28 protein-coding genes are annotated in these 19,944 nt (G+C 57.7%); all 28 read right to left on the bottom strand.

Features of this window, described 5'->3' with window-relative positions; all coding sequences use genetic code 11:
- Nucleotides 1-22: 22 nt before the first annotated feature.
- The 28 genes from BLP78_RS02760 to BLP78_RS02630 all read right to left on the bottom strand — a co-directional run bounded on the left by BLP78_RS02760 (nt 23) and on the right by BLP78_RS02630 (nt 19,942).
- Nucleotides 23-445, bottom strand: a complete 423-nt coding sequence (locus BLP78_RS02760; RefSeq protein ID WP_090456260.1) for a hypothetical protein — start codon at nt 443-445, stop codon at nt 23-25.
- A gap of 1 nt (nt 446) precedes the next feature.
- Nucleotides 447-1,343: a gp53-like domain-containing protein gene (locus BLP78_RS02755; protein WP_090456257.1), complete on the bottom strand. Its 897-nt coding sequence runs from the start codon at nt 1,341-1,343 to the stop codon at nt 447-449.
- On the bottom strand, nt 1,344-4,313 hold the full coding sequence (locus tag BLP78_RS02750) for a phage tail protein (protein ID WP_090456255.1): 2,970 nt from the start codon (nt 4,311-4,313) through the stop codon (nt 1,344-1,346).
- Nucleotides 4,301-4,666, bottom strand: coding sequence for a DUF6950 family protein (locus BLP78_RS02745; RefSeq protein ID WP_090456253.1), 366 nt, complete (start codon nt 4,664-4,666; stop codon nt 4,301-4,303). Before BLP78_RS02745 ends, BLP78_RS02750 begins: the two co-directional genes overlap by 13 nt.
- Nucleotides 4,620-4,901, bottom strand: a complete 282-nt coding sequence (locus BLP78_RS15095; protein ID WP_143002874.1) for a hypothetical protein — start codon at nt 4,899-4,901, stop codon at nt 4,620-4,622. Before BLP78_RS15095 ends, BLP78_RS02745 begins: the two co-directional genes overlap by 47 nt.
- Nucleotides 4,902-4,944: 43 nt before the next feature.
- Nucleotides 4,945-7,101 carry a right-handed parallel beta-helix repeat-containing protein gene (locus BLP78_RS02740; RefSeq protein ID WP_090456251.1) on the bottom strand — a complete coding sequence of 719 codons (2,157 nt, stop codon included), beginning with the start codon at nt 7,099-7,101 and terminating at the stop codon, nt 4,945-4,947.
- The gene (locus BLP78_RS02735; RefSeq protein ID WP_090456249.1) at nt 7,098-7,709 is read right to left on the bottom strand and encodes a hypothetical protein; all 612 of its coding nucleotides are present in this window, start codon (nt 7,707-7,709) and stop codon (nt 7,098-7,100) included. The genes BLP78_RS02740 and BLP78_RS02735 overlap by 4 nt, the downstream gene beginning before the upstream one ends.
- A complete protein-coding gene (locus BLP78_RS02730; RefSeq protein ID WP_090456247.1) occupies nt 7,709-9,961 on the bottom strand; it encodes a hypothetical protein in 2,253 nt (750 codons plus the stop codon). The genes BLP78_RS02735 and BLP78_RS02730 overlap by 1 nt, the downstream gene beginning before the upstream one ends.
- Nucleotides 9,958-10,221 carry a DUF2829 domain-containing protein gene (locus BLP78_RS02725; RefSeq protein ID WP_090456245.1) on the bottom strand — a complete coding sequence of 88 codons (264 nt, stop codon included), beginning with the start codon at nt 10,219-10,221 and terminating at the stop codon, nt 9,958-9,960. The genes BLP78_RS02730 and BLP78_RS02725 overlap by 4 nt, the downstream gene beginning before the upstream one ends.
- Before the next feature lies 1 nt (nt 10,222).
- On the bottom strand, nt 10,223-10,507 hold the full coding sequence (locus BLP78_RS02720) for a DUF1799 domain-containing protein (RefSeq protein ID WP_090456243.1): 285 nt from the start codon (nt 10,505-10,507) through the stop codon (nt 10,223-10,225).
- Nucleotides 10,508-10,548: 41 nt separating this feature from the next.
- A complete protein-coding gene (locus tag BLP78_RS02715; RefSeq protein ID WP_090456241.1) occupies nt 10,549-10,887 on the bottom strand; it encodes a phage tail assembly chaperone in 339 nt (112 codons plus the stop codon).
- Between the two features lie 9 nt (nt 10,888-10,896).
- Nucleotides 10,897-11,856: a phage tail tube protein gene (locus BLP78_RS02710; RefSeq protein ID WP_090456238.1), complete on the bottom strand. Its 960-nt coding sequence runs from the start codon at nt 11,854-11,856 to the stop codon at nt 10,897-10,899.
- A gap of 5 nt (nt 11,857-11,861) precedes the next feature.
- The gene (locus tag BLP78_RS02705; RefSeq protein WP_090456236.1) at nt 11,862-12,173 is read right to left on the bottom strand and encodes a hypothetical protein; all 312 of its coding nucleotides are present in this window, start codon (nt 12,171-12,173) and stop codon (nt 11,862-11,864) included.
- 10 nt (nt 12,174-12,183) lie between these two features.
- Nucleotides 12,184-12,756, bottom strand: coding sequence for a hypothetical protein (locus tag BLP78_RS02700; protein WP_090456234.1), 573 nt, complete (start codon nt 12,754-12,756; stop codon nt 12,184-12,186).
- Between the two features lie 3 nt (nt 12,757-12,759).
- Nucleotides 12,760-13,038, bottom strand: coding sequence for a hypothetical protein (locus BLP78_RS15480; RefSeq protein ID WP_176752760.1), 279 nt, complete (start codon nt 13,036-13,038; stop codon nt 12,760-12,762).
- A gap of 2 nt (nt 13,039-13,040) precedes the next feature.
- Nucleotides 13,041-13,457 carry a hypothetical protein gene (locus tag BLP78_RS02690; RefSeq protein WP_090456232.1) on the bottom strand — a complete coding sequence of 139 codons (417 nt, stop codon included), beginning with the start codon at nt 13,455-13,457 and terminating at the stop codon, nt 13,041-13,043.
- Entirely contained in the window at nt 13,454-13,996 is a 543-nt protein-coding gene (locus BLP78_RS02685) for a hypothetical protein (RefSeq protein ID WP_090456230.1), read from the bottom strand. The genes BLP78_RS02690 and BLP78_RS02685 overlap by 4 nt, the downstream gene beginning before the upstream one ends.
- A 116-nt stretch (nt 13,997-14,112) precedes the next feature.
- The gene (locus tag BLP78_RS02680) at nt 14,113-14,340 is read right to left on the bottom strand and encodes a hypothetical protein (RefSeq protein WP_090456227.1); all 228 of its coding nucleotides are present in this window, start codon (nt 14,338-14,340) and stop codon (nt 14,113-14,115) included.
- A 1-nt stretch (nt 14,341) separates the two neighbouring features.
- On the bottom strand, nt 14,342-14,875 hold the full coding sequence (locus BLP78_RS02675) for a BRO-N domain-containing protein (RefSeq protein ID WP_090456224.1): 534 nt from the start codon (nt 14,873-14,875) through the stop codon (nt 14,342-14,344).
- Between the two features lie 289 nt (nt 14,876-15,164).
- A complete protein-coding gene (locus tag BLP78_RS02670) occupies nt 15,165-15,446 on the bottom strand; it encodes a hypothetical protein (protein ID WP_090456222.1) in 282 nt (93 codons plus the stop codon).
- 8 nt (nt 15,447-15,454) lie between these two features.
- Nucleotides 15,455-16,807 (bottom strand): hypothetical protein, encoded by a 1,353-nt coding sequence (locus BLP78_RS02665; RefSeq protein ID WP_143002873.1) that lies wholly within the window; start codon nt 16,805-16,807, stop codon nt 15,455-15,457.
- A 147-nt stretch (nt 16,808-16,954) separates the two neighbouring features.
- Nucleotides 16,955-17,347 (bottom strand): hypothetical protein, encoded by a 393-nt coding sequence (locus tag BLP78_RS02660; RefSeq protein ID WP_090456216.1) that lies wholly within the window; start codon nt 17,345-17,347, stop codon nt 16,955-16,957.
- Nucleotides 17,348-17,356: 9 nt separating this feature from the next.
- Complete coding sequence (locus BLP78_RS02655) at nt 17,357-17,767, bottom strand: F0F1 ATP synthase subunit epsilon (RefSeq protein ID WP_090456214.1); 411 nt, start codon at nt 17,765-17,767, stop codon at nt 17,357-17,359.
- Nucleotides 17,768-17,769: 2 nt separating this feature from the next.
- Complete coding sequence (locus BLP78_RS02650) at nt 17,770-18,141, bottom strand: hypothetical protein (protein ID WP_143002872.1); 372 nt, start codon at nt 18,139-18,141, stop codon at nt 17,770-17,772.
- Nucleotides 18,123-18,527: a DUF5675 family protein gene (locus BLP78_RS02645; protein ID WP_090456208.1), complete on the bottom strand. Its 405-nt coding sequence runs from the start codon at nt 18,525-18,527 to the stop codon at nt 18,123-18,125. The genes BLP78_RS02650 and BLP78_RS02645 overlap by 19 nt, the downstream gene beginning before the upstream one ends.
- Entirely contained in the window at nt 18,527-18,967 is a 441-nt protein-coding gene (locus BLP78_RS02640; protein WP_090456206.1) for a phage tail fiber protein, read from the bottom strand. Before BLP78_RS02640 ends, BLP78_RS02645 begins: the two co-directional genes overlap by 1 nt.
- A 16-nt stretch (nt 18,968-18,983) precedes the next feature.
- Nucleotides 18,984-19,607 carry a hypothetical protein gene (locus BLP78_RS02635; protein ID WP_090456204.1) on the bottom strand — a complete coding sequence of 208 codons (624 nt, stop codon included), beginning with the start codon at nt 19,605-19,607 and terminating at the stop codon, nt 18,984-18,986.
- The gene (locus BLP78_RS02630; RefSeq protein WP_090456202.1) at nt 19,607-19,942 is read right to left on the bottom strand and encodes a hypothetical protein; all 336 of its coding nucleotides are present in this window, start codon (nt 19,940-19,942) and stop codon (nt 19,607-19,609) included. Before BLP78_RS02630 ends, BLP78_RS02635 begins: the two co-directional genes overlap by 1 nt.
- Between the last annotated feature and the right edge of the window lie 2 nt (nt 19,943-19,944).

The following is a 19,944-nucleotide window of genomic DNA, read 5'->3' as shown; positions in this document are numbered from 1 at the left end:
GCCTCCCTTTGAGGGCGATAACTCATAGCGTATTCGCCAGCGTAAACAGATTGTCCAGCTGCTGAGCAGTCAGCGGCAGCTCCGACGCGAGCGCGGCCACAAGCGGATGTGCCCGCTCAACGGTCGCGGCAAACTCCCATTCGATACGACTTGAGCTTGGCATGGTAGCGATCAGCGCATCTACCTGGCCGAGCAAGTTGGACTGAAGCAACGCGAGGCGGGCTTGGCGCATCGTTATTTTCTCGGGCACATACGGCACAGGCGCAGGAAAGGCGGTTTTGACTACAAAGCCATTCACAAGCTTCCAGATCCCGTCCTGCTCATTGAGCGTACGAAAAAAAATCTCGTCCGTAATCTCCATCGCGCCGGATGGGATATCTGGATTGATCTTTGAGTCATAGCGGGCATTCAGCACACCACCGCTGTCGAAAGTCGCGTATCTCATCTCAATACCCTATGGCAAAATAATTCACATAAAAACTGGATTGGGCAAGATCCGTGTATTCGTCATACAAAAAAGCCGCCTGGGATAGTGTCGTCTCTGACAATTTCCAATTGACCGTGGACTGCATATTCACCGCGCCGGACGTGGAAATAAAAGGAACCACGCTCAGGACCGCTCCAGGGAAGGCAATTGGGAAAGTCAATTTCAGCAAGACGGAAGAATTGCCAATGTTGCCTTGATCGGCACTCTGCCCCCACTGAATAATCAATCCAGGGGTTCCCGGCAATTTCTGATAGCCATTCGTTGAAAAAGCCCGCGGCCAATTCAGCCCCGCTGGCGTTACAACCTTGTTTGCAACAACGCCCGCCAGCACTTCGGCGGTAGTTGCAAGCTGCATCACGCCCGTCGCAGACTCCGTCGCTGCCTGTTTGATCGCAGCAAACGCGGCTGCGGCGGTACCCGCTCCTGTTCCACCTTCCGCAATCGTCAATGTATTTGTTCCACGTGCCAGCCGGACGATTTGCCAGCCGTTTGACGTTCCGCTTGTCGTCGTTTTCGGCCAGGCCATCAGCACATCACCAGCCACCAAGACGAGATCGGCGTTGCCCGGACAAAGTAGCGTGGTCGCGTTTTGTTTAATCGTTCCGCTGCCGGCCACACGGATCAGGATAGGCCCGGTGTAGGTTGTCCCGAAAGAAGTAATCGTCCAGCCTGAACCTGTAATTTTCAGCTTGCGCGAAGCCATGGCACCGATATCGCAAGTAGAAGCCCCCGCGATATCGAGTTCCGCTTTTTCCGTGATTTCGTTGAGTACGTCGAACATCGCGAGCAGGCCGATGTCCAGGTTGCCGTAGGTAGTGCCTATAGCTACGTAAGCGCGATTAGCTAATGCCGTCATTTAATACCCCTGCAAAATTATGTCCACTTTTGCCCCCGATACCGCCGCCCCAGCGGAGTTGTAAACCTTGATGCTTGGAGCGAGCGGTAAAGTCTTATCAGTCTTAGCTGATACACCGCCGCTGCCGTTCTCTTGTAGCGTTACATTTATCACCTGAATTGCAGTGAAATCCTTGCTATAGGGGATGGCGGTGCCACTCGAACTAACGGTCAAATCGGAGATACGCTCCTCGATGTCTGGCGCGTCGATTACCATTGCCATATAAATGATCTTGCCCTGCGTCGCGCCGTAGCCGACGGTCACGCGGAACTGGTAATTGTCGGCCTGAGCCGTGATTTGCCCCGGCCACGGCAGCCATGCGCCAGTGCCGGCTTTGTATTCCGCAATCAAATTATTGCCCTGGGTTGTGAGAGAGAGCGTGATCGCGGATCCGGCCAACACACTCGACACAGTCACGGCATTGGTCGTGTAGATCATCTTTGCATAGCTGTCCGCCTTATAAACGGGATCATCCGGAGGCCCATAAAACAGGGCAGCAGGATCCCCATAGAATGAGCTTGTAGAATCCGCCACCAGTTCCCCGCCAATCACGGTGCAGTTTTCCAGCGTGCCGGCAAAAGTCGGTTCAAAAGCAGTGCTCGCCACCACGTTCGCAACCGGGGCATCACCCAAGTTAGTAAAAATCAAGGCAGCGTTTAGCGATTCGTTTCCGGACGTATCCAGCGCCTTGCCGAGGATCGTGACCGCGCCATAGGGCAGGGTGATCAGGTCGAAAGGCGAGGATGTAGCTACCCCCTTGTGTAGTGGTGCAGCGGTTCCCCAGTCGGTATTCGCGCCGTAGTGGAAACGGAAAATGTAGCCATCCAGATCCAGATCGGTTACCACTGTCCATGACAGAATGGATCCATCGATAGCCAGATCGGTTATGTCGCCTGGTGGCTCGGACTTGCCGACCACTTTATGCAGATCACCATAAGTCCAGTCGGATCTGACGTTCAAATATGGATTGACCGCCCGTGCCCGCACCACATACCAGGCGCTATCTTCTACTGGTGAGAGATAAGTACTCGTCTCGCTGCCGGTAGTTGAAGTCTTGCGCCATGCAATGTCTCGCTGATCCTGCCACTCGATCTCGATAAAGCCGCTCGACGCCACATCGCCGGTCGCAGCCTCCCATGTCGCCTTGATGCGGGAGACGATGGTGCCGTCCTGCTGAGTGATCAACGCGCCTGTACCGGAGTCGAGCGTGACGTAACCCAGTGGGGCGATATGGAATGGGTTGGGCAGATTGGTATTTGGCGTATCGTCGAGCGTTATCGTGTCGGCAACATCCCAGATGCTGGCCGCATCCTCTTTCAGTGTCAGCTCGATAGCTGAATCGGGCGCATATTTCTTATCGCTTATCCGGTAGACCTTGTCCGTCTGCCCGAGAAAAGCGCTGGTCAGCGTCACCCGGTCGCCGATGCGCAAGTCCCAGGCTTTGAGCGAAAACTCGGCTTTTACCGTAAAGCCATTACGTTGATCCTCCGTCTCGATTCGTGCCAGGTTATGCACTCGTTGAGTCGTGTTCGTGAAGGGATAGGTTATATCCCCCCATTTCTCCCGGCCATCGGCAGCGAGATAGGCGGAGTTCTGATACGGCGCATAATCGGTAGGAACATAATCGTTCTCAGCAGAGACAAATTGCCCGCGCGTGCCATTTATGATATCCGCGTCGGATATGCCTGGCGTCACCGCCAGTGCCCCGACAATATCTGTCTGTTGCAGCGCGGCTATCGGCGCAATGTACTTGCCGGCAAAGATTTCCCAAGTCATGGCGACGATGCCGCCCGCCATGGAATCAGCCATGGCCTCTAGAATCTTGGCCTGATCTTCGTCCGCTGTTACCGCCCCATTGCAGGTGTAGAGCTTGCCGAAGGATTGCTCCTCGTCGCAGGCATTGGCGGCAGTGATGTAATGCGCCACCGGCAGATCGGATGCGGGCACGCCGCAGATCTCGGATGTGAGGTAGTCGTATATACAGAGCGGCGGGTTCTCGCTCCATACCGTTAAGCCAGTGCGAGGGTCATAGAGTTTCTTGCCCCTGACCAGCACTTCCACGTTCGGCAAACCGCCCTGGAAGGCAGGCTGGCGCAGATCCAGCCGGATAACCGTGTAACAAAATCCGGTCAGGGTGGCAGTCGCTTTCCACTTTTCCCCGCACTCGGCGAGCAGGGAGGCGTCGGCGGGATCTCCCGGAATGCCCAAGTGCTTCCTGACTCTGACTTGAGACGAGTTGATCTGGTGCTGGTAGGTCACCGTGTAGCCTGTCACCTGTAGCCAGGTGCCCGGTACCGGTGACGCCGGCGCGCTCGTTACCGTAAGCGTATTGCCGACACGAGTAAAGCTGACCTCGCCGCCTCTGGGCGGGTAGGCAAGCGGTTGCCCGCCGGCAGACATGATCCTGCCGCTCGCGATAACGCGGACAGCGCTTGATGGCGTATGCGACATCGTGAAAGGCGATGTGGCGAAAGTCTCGCTGACATTTTCCGTGCGAACGGAGATGAAATAATCGCCTTCGGTGACAAAGCCTTCATCGTCGAGCGGGCCCAGCGCTTTGCCATCGACATATACCTCTTCAATCGCATCACATTCATGGGCGGCATGAATACAAATGAGATGCTTGTATTCATCATTCGCGCCGCTTATCAGCACTTCCACTACGTCCGAGCCTACCTTGTCCCGTCCGTATATGTACCGATGGGGCGCATAAGTGGCAATGCGGGTTACCGTGCGCTCTTGCAAGCTGTTGAGGAAATCTTCGCGCGCGCGGGCTGCGGCGCGTTTGGCTTTCTTGGCTGCGGCTTGTTGCTGGACTGCGCCGAAAACGGTGGTGCCGATAGTTAACGAAACCGAAATGGCCATCACAGCTATTTCGAATGCGGTAGCAGCTGCAAACCAAGCCGCCGCGGCGAAGATTACTGGCGGCATGTCCAGGCCTCCGTCGCAACGGTCCTATCGGTAAAGACTAATCCTTCCTCGCCTACTGAAACGATGTGCCTGCCGGTAAAAATGTGCGCGGCATCCTGATAAATAGTCAGGTCGCCGTCGTGTGCCATACCCGGGTTGATTTGAACCAGGTTTTCTTGGAATAAATGAAATAAACCGCCGAGGGTTCTCAGCTTTCGCTTTGCTTCCCCAGCGGTGCGCCACGGCCCATGTTTGGCGAGATAATCACGCCCGGTCTGTAATTCCAGCCATCCGATAGCAAAAATACAACAATCGTTTTCCCCCCATTTAAAGGGTTTGTTTATATGCGTCTGGATGTACGTCGGTAGATTCATATCCTCGTTTCTTCATGCACTCGTACATATGCCGTTGCATAAAATAGCTGGCGACCTGGCCTCTTGCCGCCGTGTTATTAAAAACTTCCCAAGCCTCTTTTGAACAAGCATCTCGGTCCTCACTCACCAGCTGCTCGGTAGCGCCATCCTTCTTGTATTCACCGAGAAATACCCTAAATGGCGCAGTTGTACACCCCGCCAACACTACCACCGCCAACACCGCAATCATTTTCATCGCTCACCCTCCTGTAATGGATGAGTCGATTATAAAGCCGGCGCTAATTGATGCTGCGTTGGAATTTCTTGCTCAGCCACACAACCGGATTAGCGATCAGCCCGGTTAAGCCGTCCAACCCGGTATCGTTCGGGTAGTTCTTCTTGTGCTGCGCCGAGTTCAGCCTCAACGCAGGTTGCCGCTTCAGTCCATAGGCTGAGGTTTCGCACTTCAGCGTAATCTGCCCCTCTTCGCCCTCGATGCCCACAACCATCAGATCCATCAAACCGCGCCAGCAGAGCTGAGGTGTCCCGGCGAGCTGGAATGCTTCATTCAACGGGCTGAAATACATCTTCGCAATTTTGCCCCGATACTCCTCGACGTTTCCCACAGCCAGCGCCAGGACAGACTGATCCGCTACGTTCAGCGCAAAGGTAAGCGCCCGGGACTCAACGCCTTCCGATTCCTCAACCGGGCTGATGCCGCCGACCATGCCGAAACCGAGCCAGTCTCGGCCGCCCCAGGTTATCGTCTGGTTCGAAGTACAAACGTATTGAGTTGAGCTGGCGAATTCGAGCTGCACGAAGTAGACCGGCCGGGCAACGGCTTTTTGCAACTCCGTTTGCTGTGGCTCCGATAGCGCGATGACTGCTTCATCGTTGACCGCGCCCATGGGGGCGGGGTCCGAAAACTGGTTCCCGTAGAAATCGCTCTCGCCGAGATACGTCCCGCCGACTTTGATATAAGGCGTGCGGGGGCGGTAATTGTCGTCGAGCCCAGGGTCAAGAGTTACCGTGCTGGTATGCAGGGTGTGGCCGGAGGCCCCACTAAAACCGTGGAAGCAGTTGCGGGATTCGCCTTTCCAAATGCCCGCGAAATTCTTCACTGCCGGAATTGCGCCTCGCGCCGCCGTGAAGACGTTATTACGCACCAGATTACTTGTTAGGTCAGCGGCGCCAACGTAAGCACCGGATTGGGAGCAGTTGCGGAAAGTATTGTTGAATATGTCGGAAGACTGACCGGGACCGATGTTGCCGAACGCGACCCCGGTAACGCAACCATCTATTACGTTGCCATAGGCTTTGCAGTTCGTCGCATCAAGCACAAGTATTCCAAAGCCACCGCTGTAATAGTTATCAGCCCCCGTGCCGCGAATATTATGAAACTCGTTGCCAAATGCCTCGCAGTTGTCGCAACCGTGGTCGAATAGAATGCCGTTGCCGTCGATCGTTGCTGTGGAAATGCCGTCCGCGAAGTTTTTGAATATGCGGTATGTGCCATAAAACAGATTCACGAATCCGCTGATACCGTTAAGCTCATACGCCTTATTGCGTGCAACGATATTAGAGCCAAAGCCGCTTGTTAGTGACGGGCCGAAGCCGCCGAGAACGATTCCGCCGCCGAAGCCGCCCGCCTCTGTTTGGTTGCGGATTATGTTATCGATAACTTTGATGCCGGTATTCCTGCCATAAGCGCCCGGCATTTTGTCTGATCCGTAAATATCAATCATTACTGCACTGCAATCGGTAAATGTATTGCCTGCTACCGTGATGTCCGCCATCGTTGTGCCTGCGCCCACATTATTGAGCGCTTCGAGTTGGACTACTGCGCGGCCACCTGTGCAATTAGTAAACGCGTTGTTGCTGATTTGCAGGTTGGATAGGCTTGTCACTGATGCCGCTGCGGTTGCATACCACTGGATTGCCGAACCGCCAACCGATCCAGCTCCACCGGAAAAAGCATTTCCGTCGATTATGCAATCGATATAAGACCAGCCAGCAAAGGCTTGAAACCGAAGCAATGAGCCTGCCGTTATTGCCCCACCAGCGCTCAGTTCATTATTACGAATATGGACACCCGTTAATGGCGCGCCTCCGAGAACGATGCAAGCGTAATTTCCGGCTTTAACTGGAAGGTTGGTGATTGTCGTATAGTTGCGATTGACGTTTAGGTAGTATGTGCCATTCTCGAAAAGCACTATTCCGGGCGAAAGTTCGTAATCTCCTCTGATCGTCACCCGACTGTTTACTGTAGCGCCATGCGCTCCAGGGGCGATGATTGCGCTTTGCACATGCGCGCCGCAAACATATAGCGTATCCCCCGCCTTGACGCCGGCGCCACCCCAGACGATTGCAGCCCAGCCGCCCCAGGCTTTATCGTACTCTGTCCCGTTGCGCGTCGCGCTATGCGAGGTATCCGGCCTGACATACCAGGCAGTCATATCCGCCAGTCCTCTATCAGATCGAGGCTAAATCCTTCAGCCCTCGCAGCACGATACTCCCAGCCAAATTTTGAATTCACCCTGCGGAATAGCGTCTTCGGCTTGTTCCACGTCACCGCAGCGCCTGCCGAAAACGCATTGCGCAATCCCGGTTCGACCGTTACCGATATCACGCCAGAGCTGTCGCTGGTCGCATCGGACATAACCATGATGACTTGCTGAGTCAGCCCGCTGCCAAGGCCAAGATAATCGGCCTTCAGAAGCGTCTTGCCCGCTTCTCCGCTGGCGACGATGGATAAAGTGGTTGCACCCTGCGCTGCGGAGGCATTCAGCGTCATGCTGCCGCGCATCGTGCCGAGTGGAACCGGCCGAGCCAGATCCCACAAGGCGAGTTGGTTCGTCTGCCCGCGCAACTGCAAGCCAAGCACCTTCCATCCTCCGCTGCGCCGCTCCAGATCGGGCGGGGCCTGGAGTGTCGCCACCCAAAGCGGCAGCGCTATTTCCACCCCCTGCGCACCGAACGCGGAACGAAAGGAGATGTCATTACGTTGTTGCCCCCAGGGAGCACTTTCCACGCCCAGCGTATCCGGAAACGTAATGATCGCCATCAGATCATTCCCTGCCGCGAAAGCTTGTCCACCAGGTCGGCATTCCCCTGCCGCACCGCCTTGCTCACAATCGCATACACTTCCGCCCGGTCGGTCCGCGCATCGACCTGTATCGTCGGCGCGTAATTCACCGTCACGGGCTTGGCCGCGCTAGCGTTGGCCGCCACGCCCAGCCTGCCGGATGCATCGCGCCGGAGCGGCATGATCGCCTCGGGGCCTGCCTCGCCCATGATTCCGCTGCGGAAAGCGCCGCCATCGGCAAAGCGGAATGCTGTCGGCTGGTCGAAAACGCCGCCATTGGCGAAATAGCTCGCCGGGCCATCGAACCAAGCCCCCTTGGCGGCAAAGCCGGTGAGCCCGCCACTGGTAATTCCTGTTCCGGCACCTGCCCCAACCCCGGCGCCAAGCCCGCCGAGCGACCCAAACAAACCGCCTATTCCCTTGAGGATGCCGGGGAAGATACTGCCGCCTTCCAGCGCGCCCATCAGTTTTTCTGTCATGAAGCGCAGACCCAGCCGGGCGACGTCATCCCCCAGCCCTTTCAGCACATCGCTGAACTTCCGCCCGCTAATGGCAGCATCCTCGAAAGCGCTGGAAAACGACAAGCCCATGCGTTTGCTTAGCTTGTCCGTCTTGTTCAGCTCCTGTTCCGTTTCCTTGATCCTCAGCTGATAGTTTGCGGTCTCCTGATCGATCAACGCCTTAACCTGCTGGCTTTCGATCTTCAGGCCATTGATCCGCTCGGTCGAGCGCTGATGTTCCAGCTCGAGCTGCGCAATCACCCGTTCCCGGTCGGACTCGATCAGTCCCACGTTCAGGTTCTTGTTTTCCTCGAGGAGTTTTTTCGAGGCATCCTCAAACACCTTCAGGCGTTCCGTCTGGGTCGCCTGGTCGATGGTGTCCTGCAGGTATTTTTTTACAGCGGGATCAAGCGAGCTGTAGGCATTAACCTTGTCCTGCAAAACCTGAATATGGCTTTTCTCGCCCTCAGTGAGCTTGCTCACTTCCTTGATCAGCTCCGCCATATCCTTGATTTCGTCAAGATAGGCGCTGTCCCCGGCGCTTTTGCCGGCACTCCTGCCGCCGGTTGCGGCACGGGTGGATCTGTCCGGGTTGAGGATAGTTTTCAGCACGCCATCGCTGGGGGCGGCCCGGCGCGTGGTTTCGGGCGCCACTGGATTCAGCCTGCGTTCGAGATCGGCTTTCTCGATACCCAGCTCTTTCAGGCGCGGTATAAGCGCCCTGGTATGGGCCGCCGTTGCGTTATCCCCGCTGAGGAAGGCGTTGATCTGCAGCAGTTCGCTCTTGACCTCCTTCAGGCGGTCCCTGGCTTTCGAAATATCATCAGTACCAAACGCATGCGCGGCCAGCCCGCTCATGCCGGCCCATATCGCGCTCAATATCCCGCTTTCCCGGGCCGAGGCCCGCATAGAAGAAAGGATATCGTTCAGATGCGGCAGCAGCTTGCTGGCCAGCGACGCCCCCAGCCCGCTCGACACCAGATTCAGCTCCGCGAGCTGGCCGCTGAAGTAATTGGCCTCCTTGGCCATTTCGTTCGTGACCGGGTTCAGTTCGCGCCCCCGCTCCAGCAGTTTGCGCAAATTGTCTTCACCCTCAGCCAATAGCGGCATCATGCCCTGGTAAGACTTGCCCAGTATTTCATTGGCCAATGCCATCTTGCGCGGGTCATCGTCCGGCATGCTGGAGAGCACGCCGGCAAGCTGGATCAGCACTCCCTCGGAAGTCTTCGCCGTGATACCCAGCTTGCGCAGGTTATCCTCATGCTCGACCATGTACTTGGCTATGTTCTTGAGGCCACCCGCCAACCCCTCCAGGTTGGTGCTGCTCTGTGCCGTGGCCAATCTCCATGCACCCAGATCTTCAGCCGATAGCCCGGTCTTCTTGGATAAGACGGCCATCTCGTCAGCGGTGGTAGCCACATTCTTTGCCAGCATAAGTGCCCCGGCCCCCGCTACAACGAAGCCGGAACCCACGACCGTTGCGGCTGTGGCCGCAAGCCTGCCTGCGATTGCCATGCGGGAAGACATCGTCGATACAGCAGTACCCGCCTGATCGGCCTCTTTGGCTACCGTACTTAACTCGGGGGCAAGACGCTTTGAGTTGATTTCCTTGGCGGCTTTATCAAAGTCATTTTGCAGATCCTGCGTGATCTTCTTGGCCTCATCCGCGCTCTTGCGATAGCCGGACGTATCGGCTGTGATATCGACATCGATATTTTTCTTATCGCTCAATGCACGATGCCCCAGTCTTCAGCCAGCATATCGGTTTGCGAGCACAGCCAGGGCACCACGTCACCCTGGGCGGTTTTCATATCGACATGCGGGCGATATCTGATCTCCGTACCCGCCGGATAAATGCCCAGCAACGGTGGCCGGCTTACGTTGAAAACGCTGCCGGGCACCAGGAACAGGAACATCCCTTTCCCATTCCAGCCTTCTCGGGCAACCTTCTGTCCCAGTTTCAATGCCTCGAGCGCTTCCCCAAAATTCATGTTATTTATCCTCATGCATGCACTCCAGCGCCGCGCTTTCCATTAAGCGTAAATCCGGAAAAAGATCGGCCCATTCCTTGCGCGGCACTTCCAGCAGCCGCAGCACTACCGGCAGTGCTTCATACCGCAGGCCTACCGGGCCGCTGAAGCTCATGGTCCATTGCGTCATCATGTGCTTGAACACAATGACCGCTGCCCAGTTATCCTGCCAGACTGCGCAATCGCAATCCGGCACATCTCCCGCCCAGCGTAGCCCGAACGCGGTAAGCGCATCATCGTTTGGCATCTGGCCATCCGGACCACGGACCAGCCAGCGGGCGGCCTCGATCAGTTTTTTTGGCGAGCCCCGGTAAGAAAATCGCTCCAGGCGGTGACAATATCGGCGAAAGGCTGCGGATAGTTATCCATCAATTCTTCGAACACCGCAGCTGAAGCGGGAATCTCGACGCCGGATTCATCCTGCACGCCGCTCACAATCTCAAGCAGGGTGTCCGCGGCCGGGCGCTCGCTGCCCTCCATCCCGACAAGCCATGCACGCGCGGCCTTCTTGCCCATGTGCCGGAATGTTATCTGCAATACGAGCGGTTCGGCCTCGCCATGGCCGCCGATGGGCACCTCGCCCTGGAAGGTGGGGTTCGGGGTGATCTTCAGTTTCGGTTGAGTCATGGTTTTCCTTTAAAACGTTACGATGCGCAAATCGTCATTACCGGCAGAGGGCATGATGCGCAGGTCGCAGCCGAACAGCCGCCGGCCGTTCAGCTCCTGCTTGCTGGGGTTGATGAGCTGGCACACAGGGGCGTGCACCAGTATCTTGTTGCCTGCCGTGGTCCCGTGGATGAAGCCGATGCTCTGGGTATTGTTTGTCTTGATGTCGCCCATGAACGTAACCTCTTCCGCGGCGCTGAGGTCGAATTGCGCCTTGCCTGACGGCTCGCGGTTGGTGATATCGATAGATTCGCCCCCGAGCAGCGGCGTATACACCACTGCGTTGCCCATGGTGATTTCCAGCCCGCGCGAGGGAAAGGATGATCCTCCCGTCAGCGCGCCCGTCGCGTATGTGCACCCGAGCAGGATATCGCCCGTATTCGGGTCGGTGATCACCAGCGGCTTCTTGAAAGGCGTGAGAGTGGGGGAGGGGTTGGATACGGCGGTTACGCCGCCGTCCAGTCCCGTGAACTTGAACGAGAATACCGGGCGCTCGCCAATGCCCATCTTCATGGTGAAATCTCCCTTCGCCATGAGCAGCTTATGCAGCACGCCGTCATCATGATAATAGACCGTGAGAGACTCCTGGTTGACGGTGATAGGGGTGTATTCCACCCGTGCCGCAGCGGTTTCGGTTTCCAGGAAGGCACTGGCGCGCAGCAGCGGCCCCCATGCCGGGGCGGTGCCCGCCGTGCCCGAACCCGATATTTCCACGTCGAATTGCACTTCCACGCTGGCGGAGCCCACCAGCTGCTCGGAGCCGCCAAAATAAGGCCGGATCAGGTCACGCGGCACATTGTTGGCGTTGAGCGGATTGATGCTCAGGTTGCTTACCAGAATCGCATTGGCAGCGCCGGTCGGGACGGCATCTACCCCCGGCGTCGTCTCGATCTTGGCGAGTATGATTGAGTTACGGGCGTATCGAGCCATGCTGTTTACTCTCCTTTATCTTGTTCGATGCGGATGATGATGCCCATGCGCCGCTTGAGCAGCAGCAGGGCGAAATCAAGAATTGTTGCGCCGCCGATGCCTGCGAGCAGCGACATGCCCATGAGGTAGGGCAGATCCTCGGCGAAGGTGCGATAGCCCAGCAGCGCGATGATCGAACCGATGAGGCCGCTGTTGAGCATTGCCGATGCCACCGCGCGGCGGGTGAGCGCGTTGCCCGAGCGCAGTTGCGTCGCCAACCCGGCAAACGACGCGCCAAAAAACGCCAGCGCAGCCAGCAGCAGCGAATCTCCCCACATAGATACCACCCTAATCAGTCGGTCGGGCACGGCCAGCCTCGAGCTCATGCAGATAGTCGATCAGTTCCCGCTGCCGCTGCCGGTCGTCGGCGCAGAGTCCGGCGTTGGCGCGGACGTTGACAAGCGCTTCGCGGGGCGTAGCTGCAGCGGTTCCGCCGGATATTGCAGCAGCTCCGCCGGAATCGGCGGGCAAGCCGTCCGGGTGCCAGGCGTCGTTGTACAGCCCGACCCAAGCAGGGCTAAGCAGGCAACCAGCAGGAGCGGGATTCTCATCTTTCGCCGGAGTCCCTGGCGTGATGCATTCGGATAAGCGGGTATCGTCGACATTGTTCAGTTTCTCCTGCCATTTGCGGTAAAAACTCTCGGCTTTGCGCTTCCATTCGATCGATGCAATAGCATGGTTGCGCGCCGCTTGGGCGGCAGCGTCATAAGCGTCGTCCGCCTTTTCCCGCAAGATGAGCTCATGCGCATCGCGCTTGTTCGATTCGTGCGATACGCCTGTGCTATAGCTCCAGACGCACAGCACCAGCACCACCAGCAGCGGCAAAACGATGCGCACGATCAGCGATATAACGATATCCATCGGTTAATTTACCCCTGTTGCGGGTGTGGTTTCCGGATCGGGCGAAACCGGCGCCGAGGGTGATAGCACAGGTGCCGCATATTTCAGCCCGATCAGCTTTGAAGCAGCGGTATGCGCCCCGACTACGCCCAGGTAGATGAGCCAGACATCGGGCGTCAGCGTTCCCTGCCAGGCTGCAACGCAGAATGCACCGGTCGCCGTCAGGTATGCCACGTTCGCCCACAGTTTCGTGTGCGAAACGTGGCCAGTGCAGGGGTCCATGATCAGCCCGCGCCACTTCATGGCTAGCCTTCCCTCAATGTCATATCAAAGGTGACCCAGCCATAGGGATGGTCGAGCTGCTGGCTCTGCCGCCAATCGGTCAATGTCAACGATCCCAATTCAGGCGGCAGCGCGCGGGTAAACGCCTTGATTTCATCGATCATCAAGCCTTCCGCGTCTTCGGTTGCCGAAGGCTCCGAGGTTTCCGCAACCGCGATCTGCCCGACCACCAGCACCCGATGTTCGCCGTCGCGCGTCATGCCGCCCAGGTAGTGGCTGTAACCACCTTCGCTGGCCGACAGCACGGTATAGATTCCCTCTTTCAGTTCGCTCAATGGCCGGGATGCGAAATCCTTCAAACTGCGGGTCACGATGCGTGCGGGAACCATCGCGGCCAGCGCAGCCTGGATGGCATTCATTCTGGTAGAGAGCGCGCTCATGCGGCGAATACCTCGCGCAATCCCGCATCGACACCCTCGTTCAGCAGTGCGAAAACACGGCTTTGCATCGCATTAGCCGCCGGGCGCATGAAGGGCTGGGCCTTGGTACCCTTGGTGTAGATCGCCCAAGCCATTTGACGCGCCCTGAACCACAAATCGAGTTCCTGCTCGCCACGCTTGCGGCTATCTCGCGGGCCCAACTTGAAACGCCGGTACGATGGGGCAAGGCGAAGATACTGCAGCAGGCTATCCGGATTCGGGTAATAGCGTGCTTGGCCGGCGGCGGGCCCGGTGCCTTCCTCTGCGTAGACCGCATAATTTACGGAAGGCGAAACGCGCCAGTGCAATGGCCCGACCCGCGCAGCCATGATCGAATTCGTCAGCGTGGAAAAGAGTTTAGGGGCACGGGACCGTGCATCGCGCGCAACATCCTGCGCGCCCCGCGACAGGAACACTTCGAGGTTGCGCTCCATCGCCTCGGGCGCTAGCGCAAAAGCGGCCTGGGCTTCTTTGCTGCTGACTTTGAATTGGATATGCATGGCGCGCCGGTGGAATCACTGCGCGCCAATTTACTCAGAAGGGCAAGCCAGAAACAGGGAGGATTCCGGCGCAATAAAAAACCCCGCCGGAGCGGGGTTTGGTGTGAATGTTGCTGCTAGTGCTTCTCGGATTCGACAGGCTTGGGCGGCAGTCCGGCGGTGAGTTCATCCAGCGCCGACGTTACCGCCTCCTGTATCGGCAATATCAGCCAGTACAGGTTCTCCGGGTTGAGATCATTGTTTGCCCCTGAGAGCATCTGCATCAGGGATTCCATTGCATGGGTGGCCTGTCTCAGTGGCGCATAGGTCAGGTCTAGCGCCCGTTGGGGGGTGGTGATGGGCATGTCACACCCCCTTCAACGGAAGCTGGGCGGCATCCTTGCCCAGCATGGCGATATTCGGCAGCGGTTGCCCCAGCGCCAGGTGCACTTCGCGCAGGTGCGTGACCAACCCGCCCTGCACGAATGCATCACGGGTTTTCGCCAGATCGTTGAGCAACACGCGGGAGAGCTTCAGCAACTCGGTCCGTTCCTTGAAACTCATCCGGCGCGGCCCGGCAAAGTGCCAGACGAATTCCGCGACCGCCTGTTTCATCGCCTGTGCTTTCGGCTGGCCGGACTCCATCACGATCAGCAGAAAACCGATGGGGTGATATACAGTTGTGTCGCGTTTTTTGCCGTCAACTGCCGTCAACTTGACGGCGGTTGAGTGCGCTTCGATGTAGGAATTTCGCTCCAGAATTTTGTTTACCGCATCTCTCGGGTCGGCATATTCAAGCCACTCGCCGATGGCGGTTTTGGTTGCGTGCGGCGCACCGTCGATGAAAACGGCTTCGGAAAGGGCGATCTCGCCCCAGTGGAAAGGGGTAACTTCAGTCATGGTGTTTCTCCTGTAGCTTGATTTAGAGTCAATTGCCCCGAAGGGCGGCCGGGGGCTCTAAACTGCGCACAGGGTGCAGCGGGCGTATTCCCCTTACGGGTCTTGTATTAGCCTCACACCCGGCCATTGAAATCGTTTTTTCACCATGGAGGAGCGAACTCTGGGCGAAAAAAATCCACAACTAACGGGTGTGGGGCGAGGGTCCGCCTGTGCATTAATGGAGTTTAGAGCTCCACCCGTTTTCACGGGCAGGAGTAGATTAAGGTAAGTCAGTGGTGAATGTCAACGCTTACCTCTTCCTGACCCGAAGCGACACGCCAATAACCAGTTTCTCAGCACCGGATTCGCCTTCACAGCGCAGGTGATAATCCACCCCATCCACGCCGCCGACCACCAGCTGTAGCACCTTGCTGCCGTCAACCTGCGGAGAGCCAGATCGCATGGCTTGCGCATCGGGATCCGCGCCGGAAATGACCTCGATGCTGATCTGTGGATTCGCGACCGTGGCGGCGACAGCCGAGAAATCGAATGTCAGGACAATGCTTTCTTCCGGGTCTTTGGATGCGAACATGCTGCCCCTTAGTGGATGGTGATGCCTGCGGTATATCCGCGCCGGCTGGCGGCTGACACGCCGTTGCGCTTGCGCCCGTGCGCCATGTAGCGCGGGTTACTCGATAGCTCGACTTGCGCATCCAGTGCCGCCGTTGCCAGTGCTTGGGCGACTGCACATCCTGAAAGCTGGATCTGTGCCGTCAGGCTACCGGTAGCGATAGCCTGCGCAATAGCGGTGGCGGTTAATTGGATGGAAACGCTGAGCGCGGCATTGGTTACCGCGACGGCCCGCGTGGTAGCCTCAAGGTTGATGCTGCTGGTCAGGTCGACGGAAGCGCTTGGCTGGGCAACAGCGATGGCCCCCAGGAGGATCTGCGCAGTCAAATTCCCGGATGCGGTAGCCGAAGCAACGGCATGGGCTTCGAGCGCGCCGGATATCCCCGTACTCAGGTCACCACTGGCTGATGCGGTGGCGACGGCGGTACCGATCAGTTGGATGATCGTGTCCAGCATTCCATCAGCGGACGCCTCGGCCACAGCGGAGGCTGACAGATTGATCCCGCTGGAAAGGGCGGCGCTAGATATTGCCTGTGACAGCGCGCTCGCCGATAGCTTGATCTGCGCTGTCAGCACACCATTAGCTGTTGAGATCGACACGGCATCAGCGGAAAGGCTGATTTGAGCTGTCAACGATGCCGATGCCGCAGCTTGGGATTGTGCCGTACCCGCGAGCTGGATCTGCGTGGCCAGCGTGCCGGTTGCAGAAGCTGTTGCCTGAGCGTTTCCCTCAAGCACAGCAGCGTCGGCGCTCGCCGCTGTGCTATTGATATCATCATCTTCGGGCTCGAATGCAATCCACGGATTCTCCGCCCAGGCACGCATTTGCTCATCGCTAAGCATGCCATTTACCGCTTGCACTGTAATCATTTGCTGCGGTGCGGCGCCCCCGGAATCGTCGTACATACCGAAGGTTTGTGAGGGCCCGATGGCGCCACCTTCCGATCCCCACCATATCGGTGCGCCAGCACGGGCGCCGTCCACAAAAAACTGCACCTCCCCCGAGGTCGCATCGAATCGGGCGCCCAGCGCATGTAATGCTTTATCGACCGTAGAAACATTAGATGCGATGGCAAAGCCGCGCCACTTGTGAAACATCTGCAGCTGAATTGCATTTGCTCCCGCTGCGGCGATATAAAAAAACCAGCCGTAGGTAGGTCCGACCGAATTGAGCAATATTCCCTGTACGTTTGTACGGACTACACCATACCAGTTGACGGTAAAGTCTCCCGATGCCACCGTATCAAGTTCCGGAATCGCCACTGCCCAGGTTGCGGGCGAAGTCGCCGGCAGAAAACCGTTGCCGTGTTTGGTTACCGTCACGCTGCCTGCGGTTCCGCCGGGCAAAGTGCCCGTACAAAGCTCGGTTGGAGCCTTGTCAGCGATGAGCGCAAAGTACGTCCTGGCCCCGATATCATGGGACCTATCTAACCGGGCGGGGTACAGCGGCTGATAATTAAGTCGCTCCAATTAAGCCCCGCTGGTGTATTCGGAGAGGAATGCCTCAACTGTCACAGCCTGACCGGTCGGCGCGATAAATTCGACCTCCAGGCACATGATCTGCCGCCCGATTGGGTAAGACCACTCACCAACGGCGTTAATGGCAACACCAGGTCCGACAGGCGGAAAATGGGTTTTCCAGTCTGTTCCTGCGGCCCCTAATGCGGGCAAACTAGTTTTGTGCGCTATCAACACCCGCGCCGTGCATTGTGTGGTCGGCCCTGTCCCGCCGTTAACGATTTTGATGGTGAGGCGACTTGGCCCTTGCGCCCCATTAAGATCGATTGCGCCGCGCAGCGGAGCTGCAGCGGCAGCCAAGGATTGATTTGCCACGATTGTTCGCGGTGTTTTTGTGAGCGCCATTCTGATCTCCTACACCAGCCACTGGCCATCGTCGGACCAGCACAACTTACGCACCTCGAATTCGTCCACCGGACTGGAGCGCTCCGCCAGTACCTTGATCGCATCTGCATGCGCCTGGGCGAAGCCCGCCATAACATTGCCCGCAGCAATCGCATCAAGTCCGGCGCGAACGGAATCCAGCGATATGTCCAGCCAGCCGTTTGCGAGCAGATGCTTGACGTGCCGGAATTCCGCGTCAGCGTCTACAAAATCGCAGAGCAGATTTCCGAGATCCTGCCCCAATACCTCGAGCAGGGTGCCTTTCCCGATCTCGGTTTTTTCTCGCGTTATCCGCAGCGGTAGTGCGTCTGCAATTTTCTGTGTGTCCTGCTCCGCTCGCAGTTCCGTCGGAAGCGCTAGAATTTCATCGAGGATAGCCATGGTTATATTTCCCCTTGGTTCTTTGCACGATTGACCTTGCTACCACCCATATTGATTTGCTCCAGAAACTGCCTGATGACTCGGCGCTGCCCGAACGTTCCCATCCCGCCCGTGTATGCTTTCTTTTCTCGATTGCCGGATTTATCTTCGTGCACGAGGAACCGCGCCTGCGCGTCGTCGGTATCCGCAATTTGAAAATCGCCTCCCCCAGGCTGGTGCGCGATGACGGTTTCAGTGATATCGCCGGGGATTTTGTCAGGATCTTCATGGACGCGGATCAGGATCACGGTGCCTTCCATGAACTCCGCCGTGAGCCCTTTCCCTAGCCGGATATGTTTGCTGGTATCTATACCCATCACGTAATCGTGATCCACACCTTCTCGCCGGCAGCGATTGCCGCCTGAATTTTTGCAAACAGGGCGGTGAATGCTTCGCGTGAGCGGCCCAGCCATCCATCACCTGGATTGCCGTCGTTTGCCCCGACCAGAATGCAGCCTTCGGTATCCGCCGCTGTGTTGCCGGAGTGGATGCGCACACCGGAAAAGCCGGGCACCGCGAGCAGCAGCGGCAGCGGCTTCTGGAACCGGTTGGAGAAAGTCACTACGACCTGATATTTCCCGGTCGGGATGGCGGTTTCACCGGGAATCTTGTGCGGCCGCTCCTGATCTTCCAGCGTATAGCACTCGAATTGATTGAGTTGGTACAGCCGGCCCGCTGTATAGCCTGTCGTTCCGTGGTTTCTCTTCAGGAATAGTTCCATCAGTTGTCGACTTGGAAGGTGAGTGCGCTGATTGCAAAACTGGGTGCGGAGTCGCCGTTATTGATGGTCTTCGGAGTAGTGAGAGGCGAATAGACCCACGCATTGCCGCCTGTAAGCGCGTCGAAAAGCGCTAGGTGTGTGGCCTGCCCCCAGTCCGCTGTCGGTGCCGGATACTGGATGAGGACATTGTTGCTCGTCGTTCCACCCGCTCCGCTGCTCGCGACCGTACTGCCCGCGGATTGTGTCCCTGCCCAGTTGGCCAGGCTGGCTGCGACGGATACGCGTGCATAACTGCCGCCGCTCACCTCCGTGCCGCCGCCCGCTTCGCCCGGGTCTGTCTTGACCAGGCCTATATACCAGGTCGCCGGGGCCCCTAATGCTTGTCCGCGGAACACCGCATCGATGATCTTGTTTTCAGCGTAATTAGTCCATGCAGACATTTTCGTGTCTCCGTATTTACTGGATTCTGGATTCGAACTCTTTCATGAGAGCTTCGAACAAATAAGTGGGTGAGCCGTTACGGGTGCCGCCCGAGATCCCGTCCCGCATCGACACCGGTTTACTTACGTTGCGCACTGCAAGCTCACGCATGGCCTCCGCCTGGGCCCGCAGCAGCAGCAGACCGCGATCGCCATGCACGATGGTTGTCTGCGCCGCATCGGCGGAAACGCTATGTGCGGCAAAGTAATAAAATTTGTATGCAGACCCCAGCACGCTGATCTGGGGGGCGGTGGGTGCCGGCAGCAGATGCATCTCCGGTGTATTGCCGTTCATCGCCAGGCGCACATCGGGCAGGCGTCCGGTCCACGATCTTTCCCACGGGCGGGCCGTGCGGCTGACCCCCCACAATGCGGATTTGAAAATCTGGATATCCGCCGGCGCTTCATAGGCTTCCTGGTCGGCCACCAATGTGATGATTCCCAGCAGCGTGCGGGGGCGCACGCGGCCCATATCCTGCGCGGCGGCGTCAAGATGACGGCGAAAGTCCCCGCCATTCTCAGCCGCGAAAATACTGGATGCGTCATGCAGGCTTTCGGACAGGTCCGCGATCAGCTCCGCGCGGGACATAATTTCCGGCATCAGGGTTTAGCCTCTGCGCGTTTCAGGACTTCTTCCGCTACCGCACCCAGCACACCCTTGCGTGGTGTGCCGCTGAGCTGCTCAAGCTCGCCTAGCAGCTCGAGCTCGGTATCGGTCAAAGCGGGCAGTGCCGCTTTCACATCGTCGACTTTCAGTTGCAGCAGCTCGACCAGGGGATTCCCCGGCTCCGGAGCGACATTTTCCGCGGCGGCTTTTTCCGGCCGCAAATGGCTGGGTACTTCATGCTCGTCGAAATGCCGGGTCTCGCCCGGCAAGACCATGGCGGCGCCGACATAAATCGGCATGCCGGTGCTGTTATGTACGGGTAGTTTCATCA

The organism is Nitrosospira sp. Nsp1, from assembly GCF_900100985.1.
In the GTDB taxonomy this organism is placed as follows: domain Bacteria; phylum Pseudomonadota; class Gammaproteobacteria; order Burkholderiales; family Nitrosomonadaceae; genus Nitrosospira.
The sequence above is the reverse complement of the archived record's forward strand: the minus strand, read 5'-3'. Positions and strand labels throughout refer to the sequence as shown.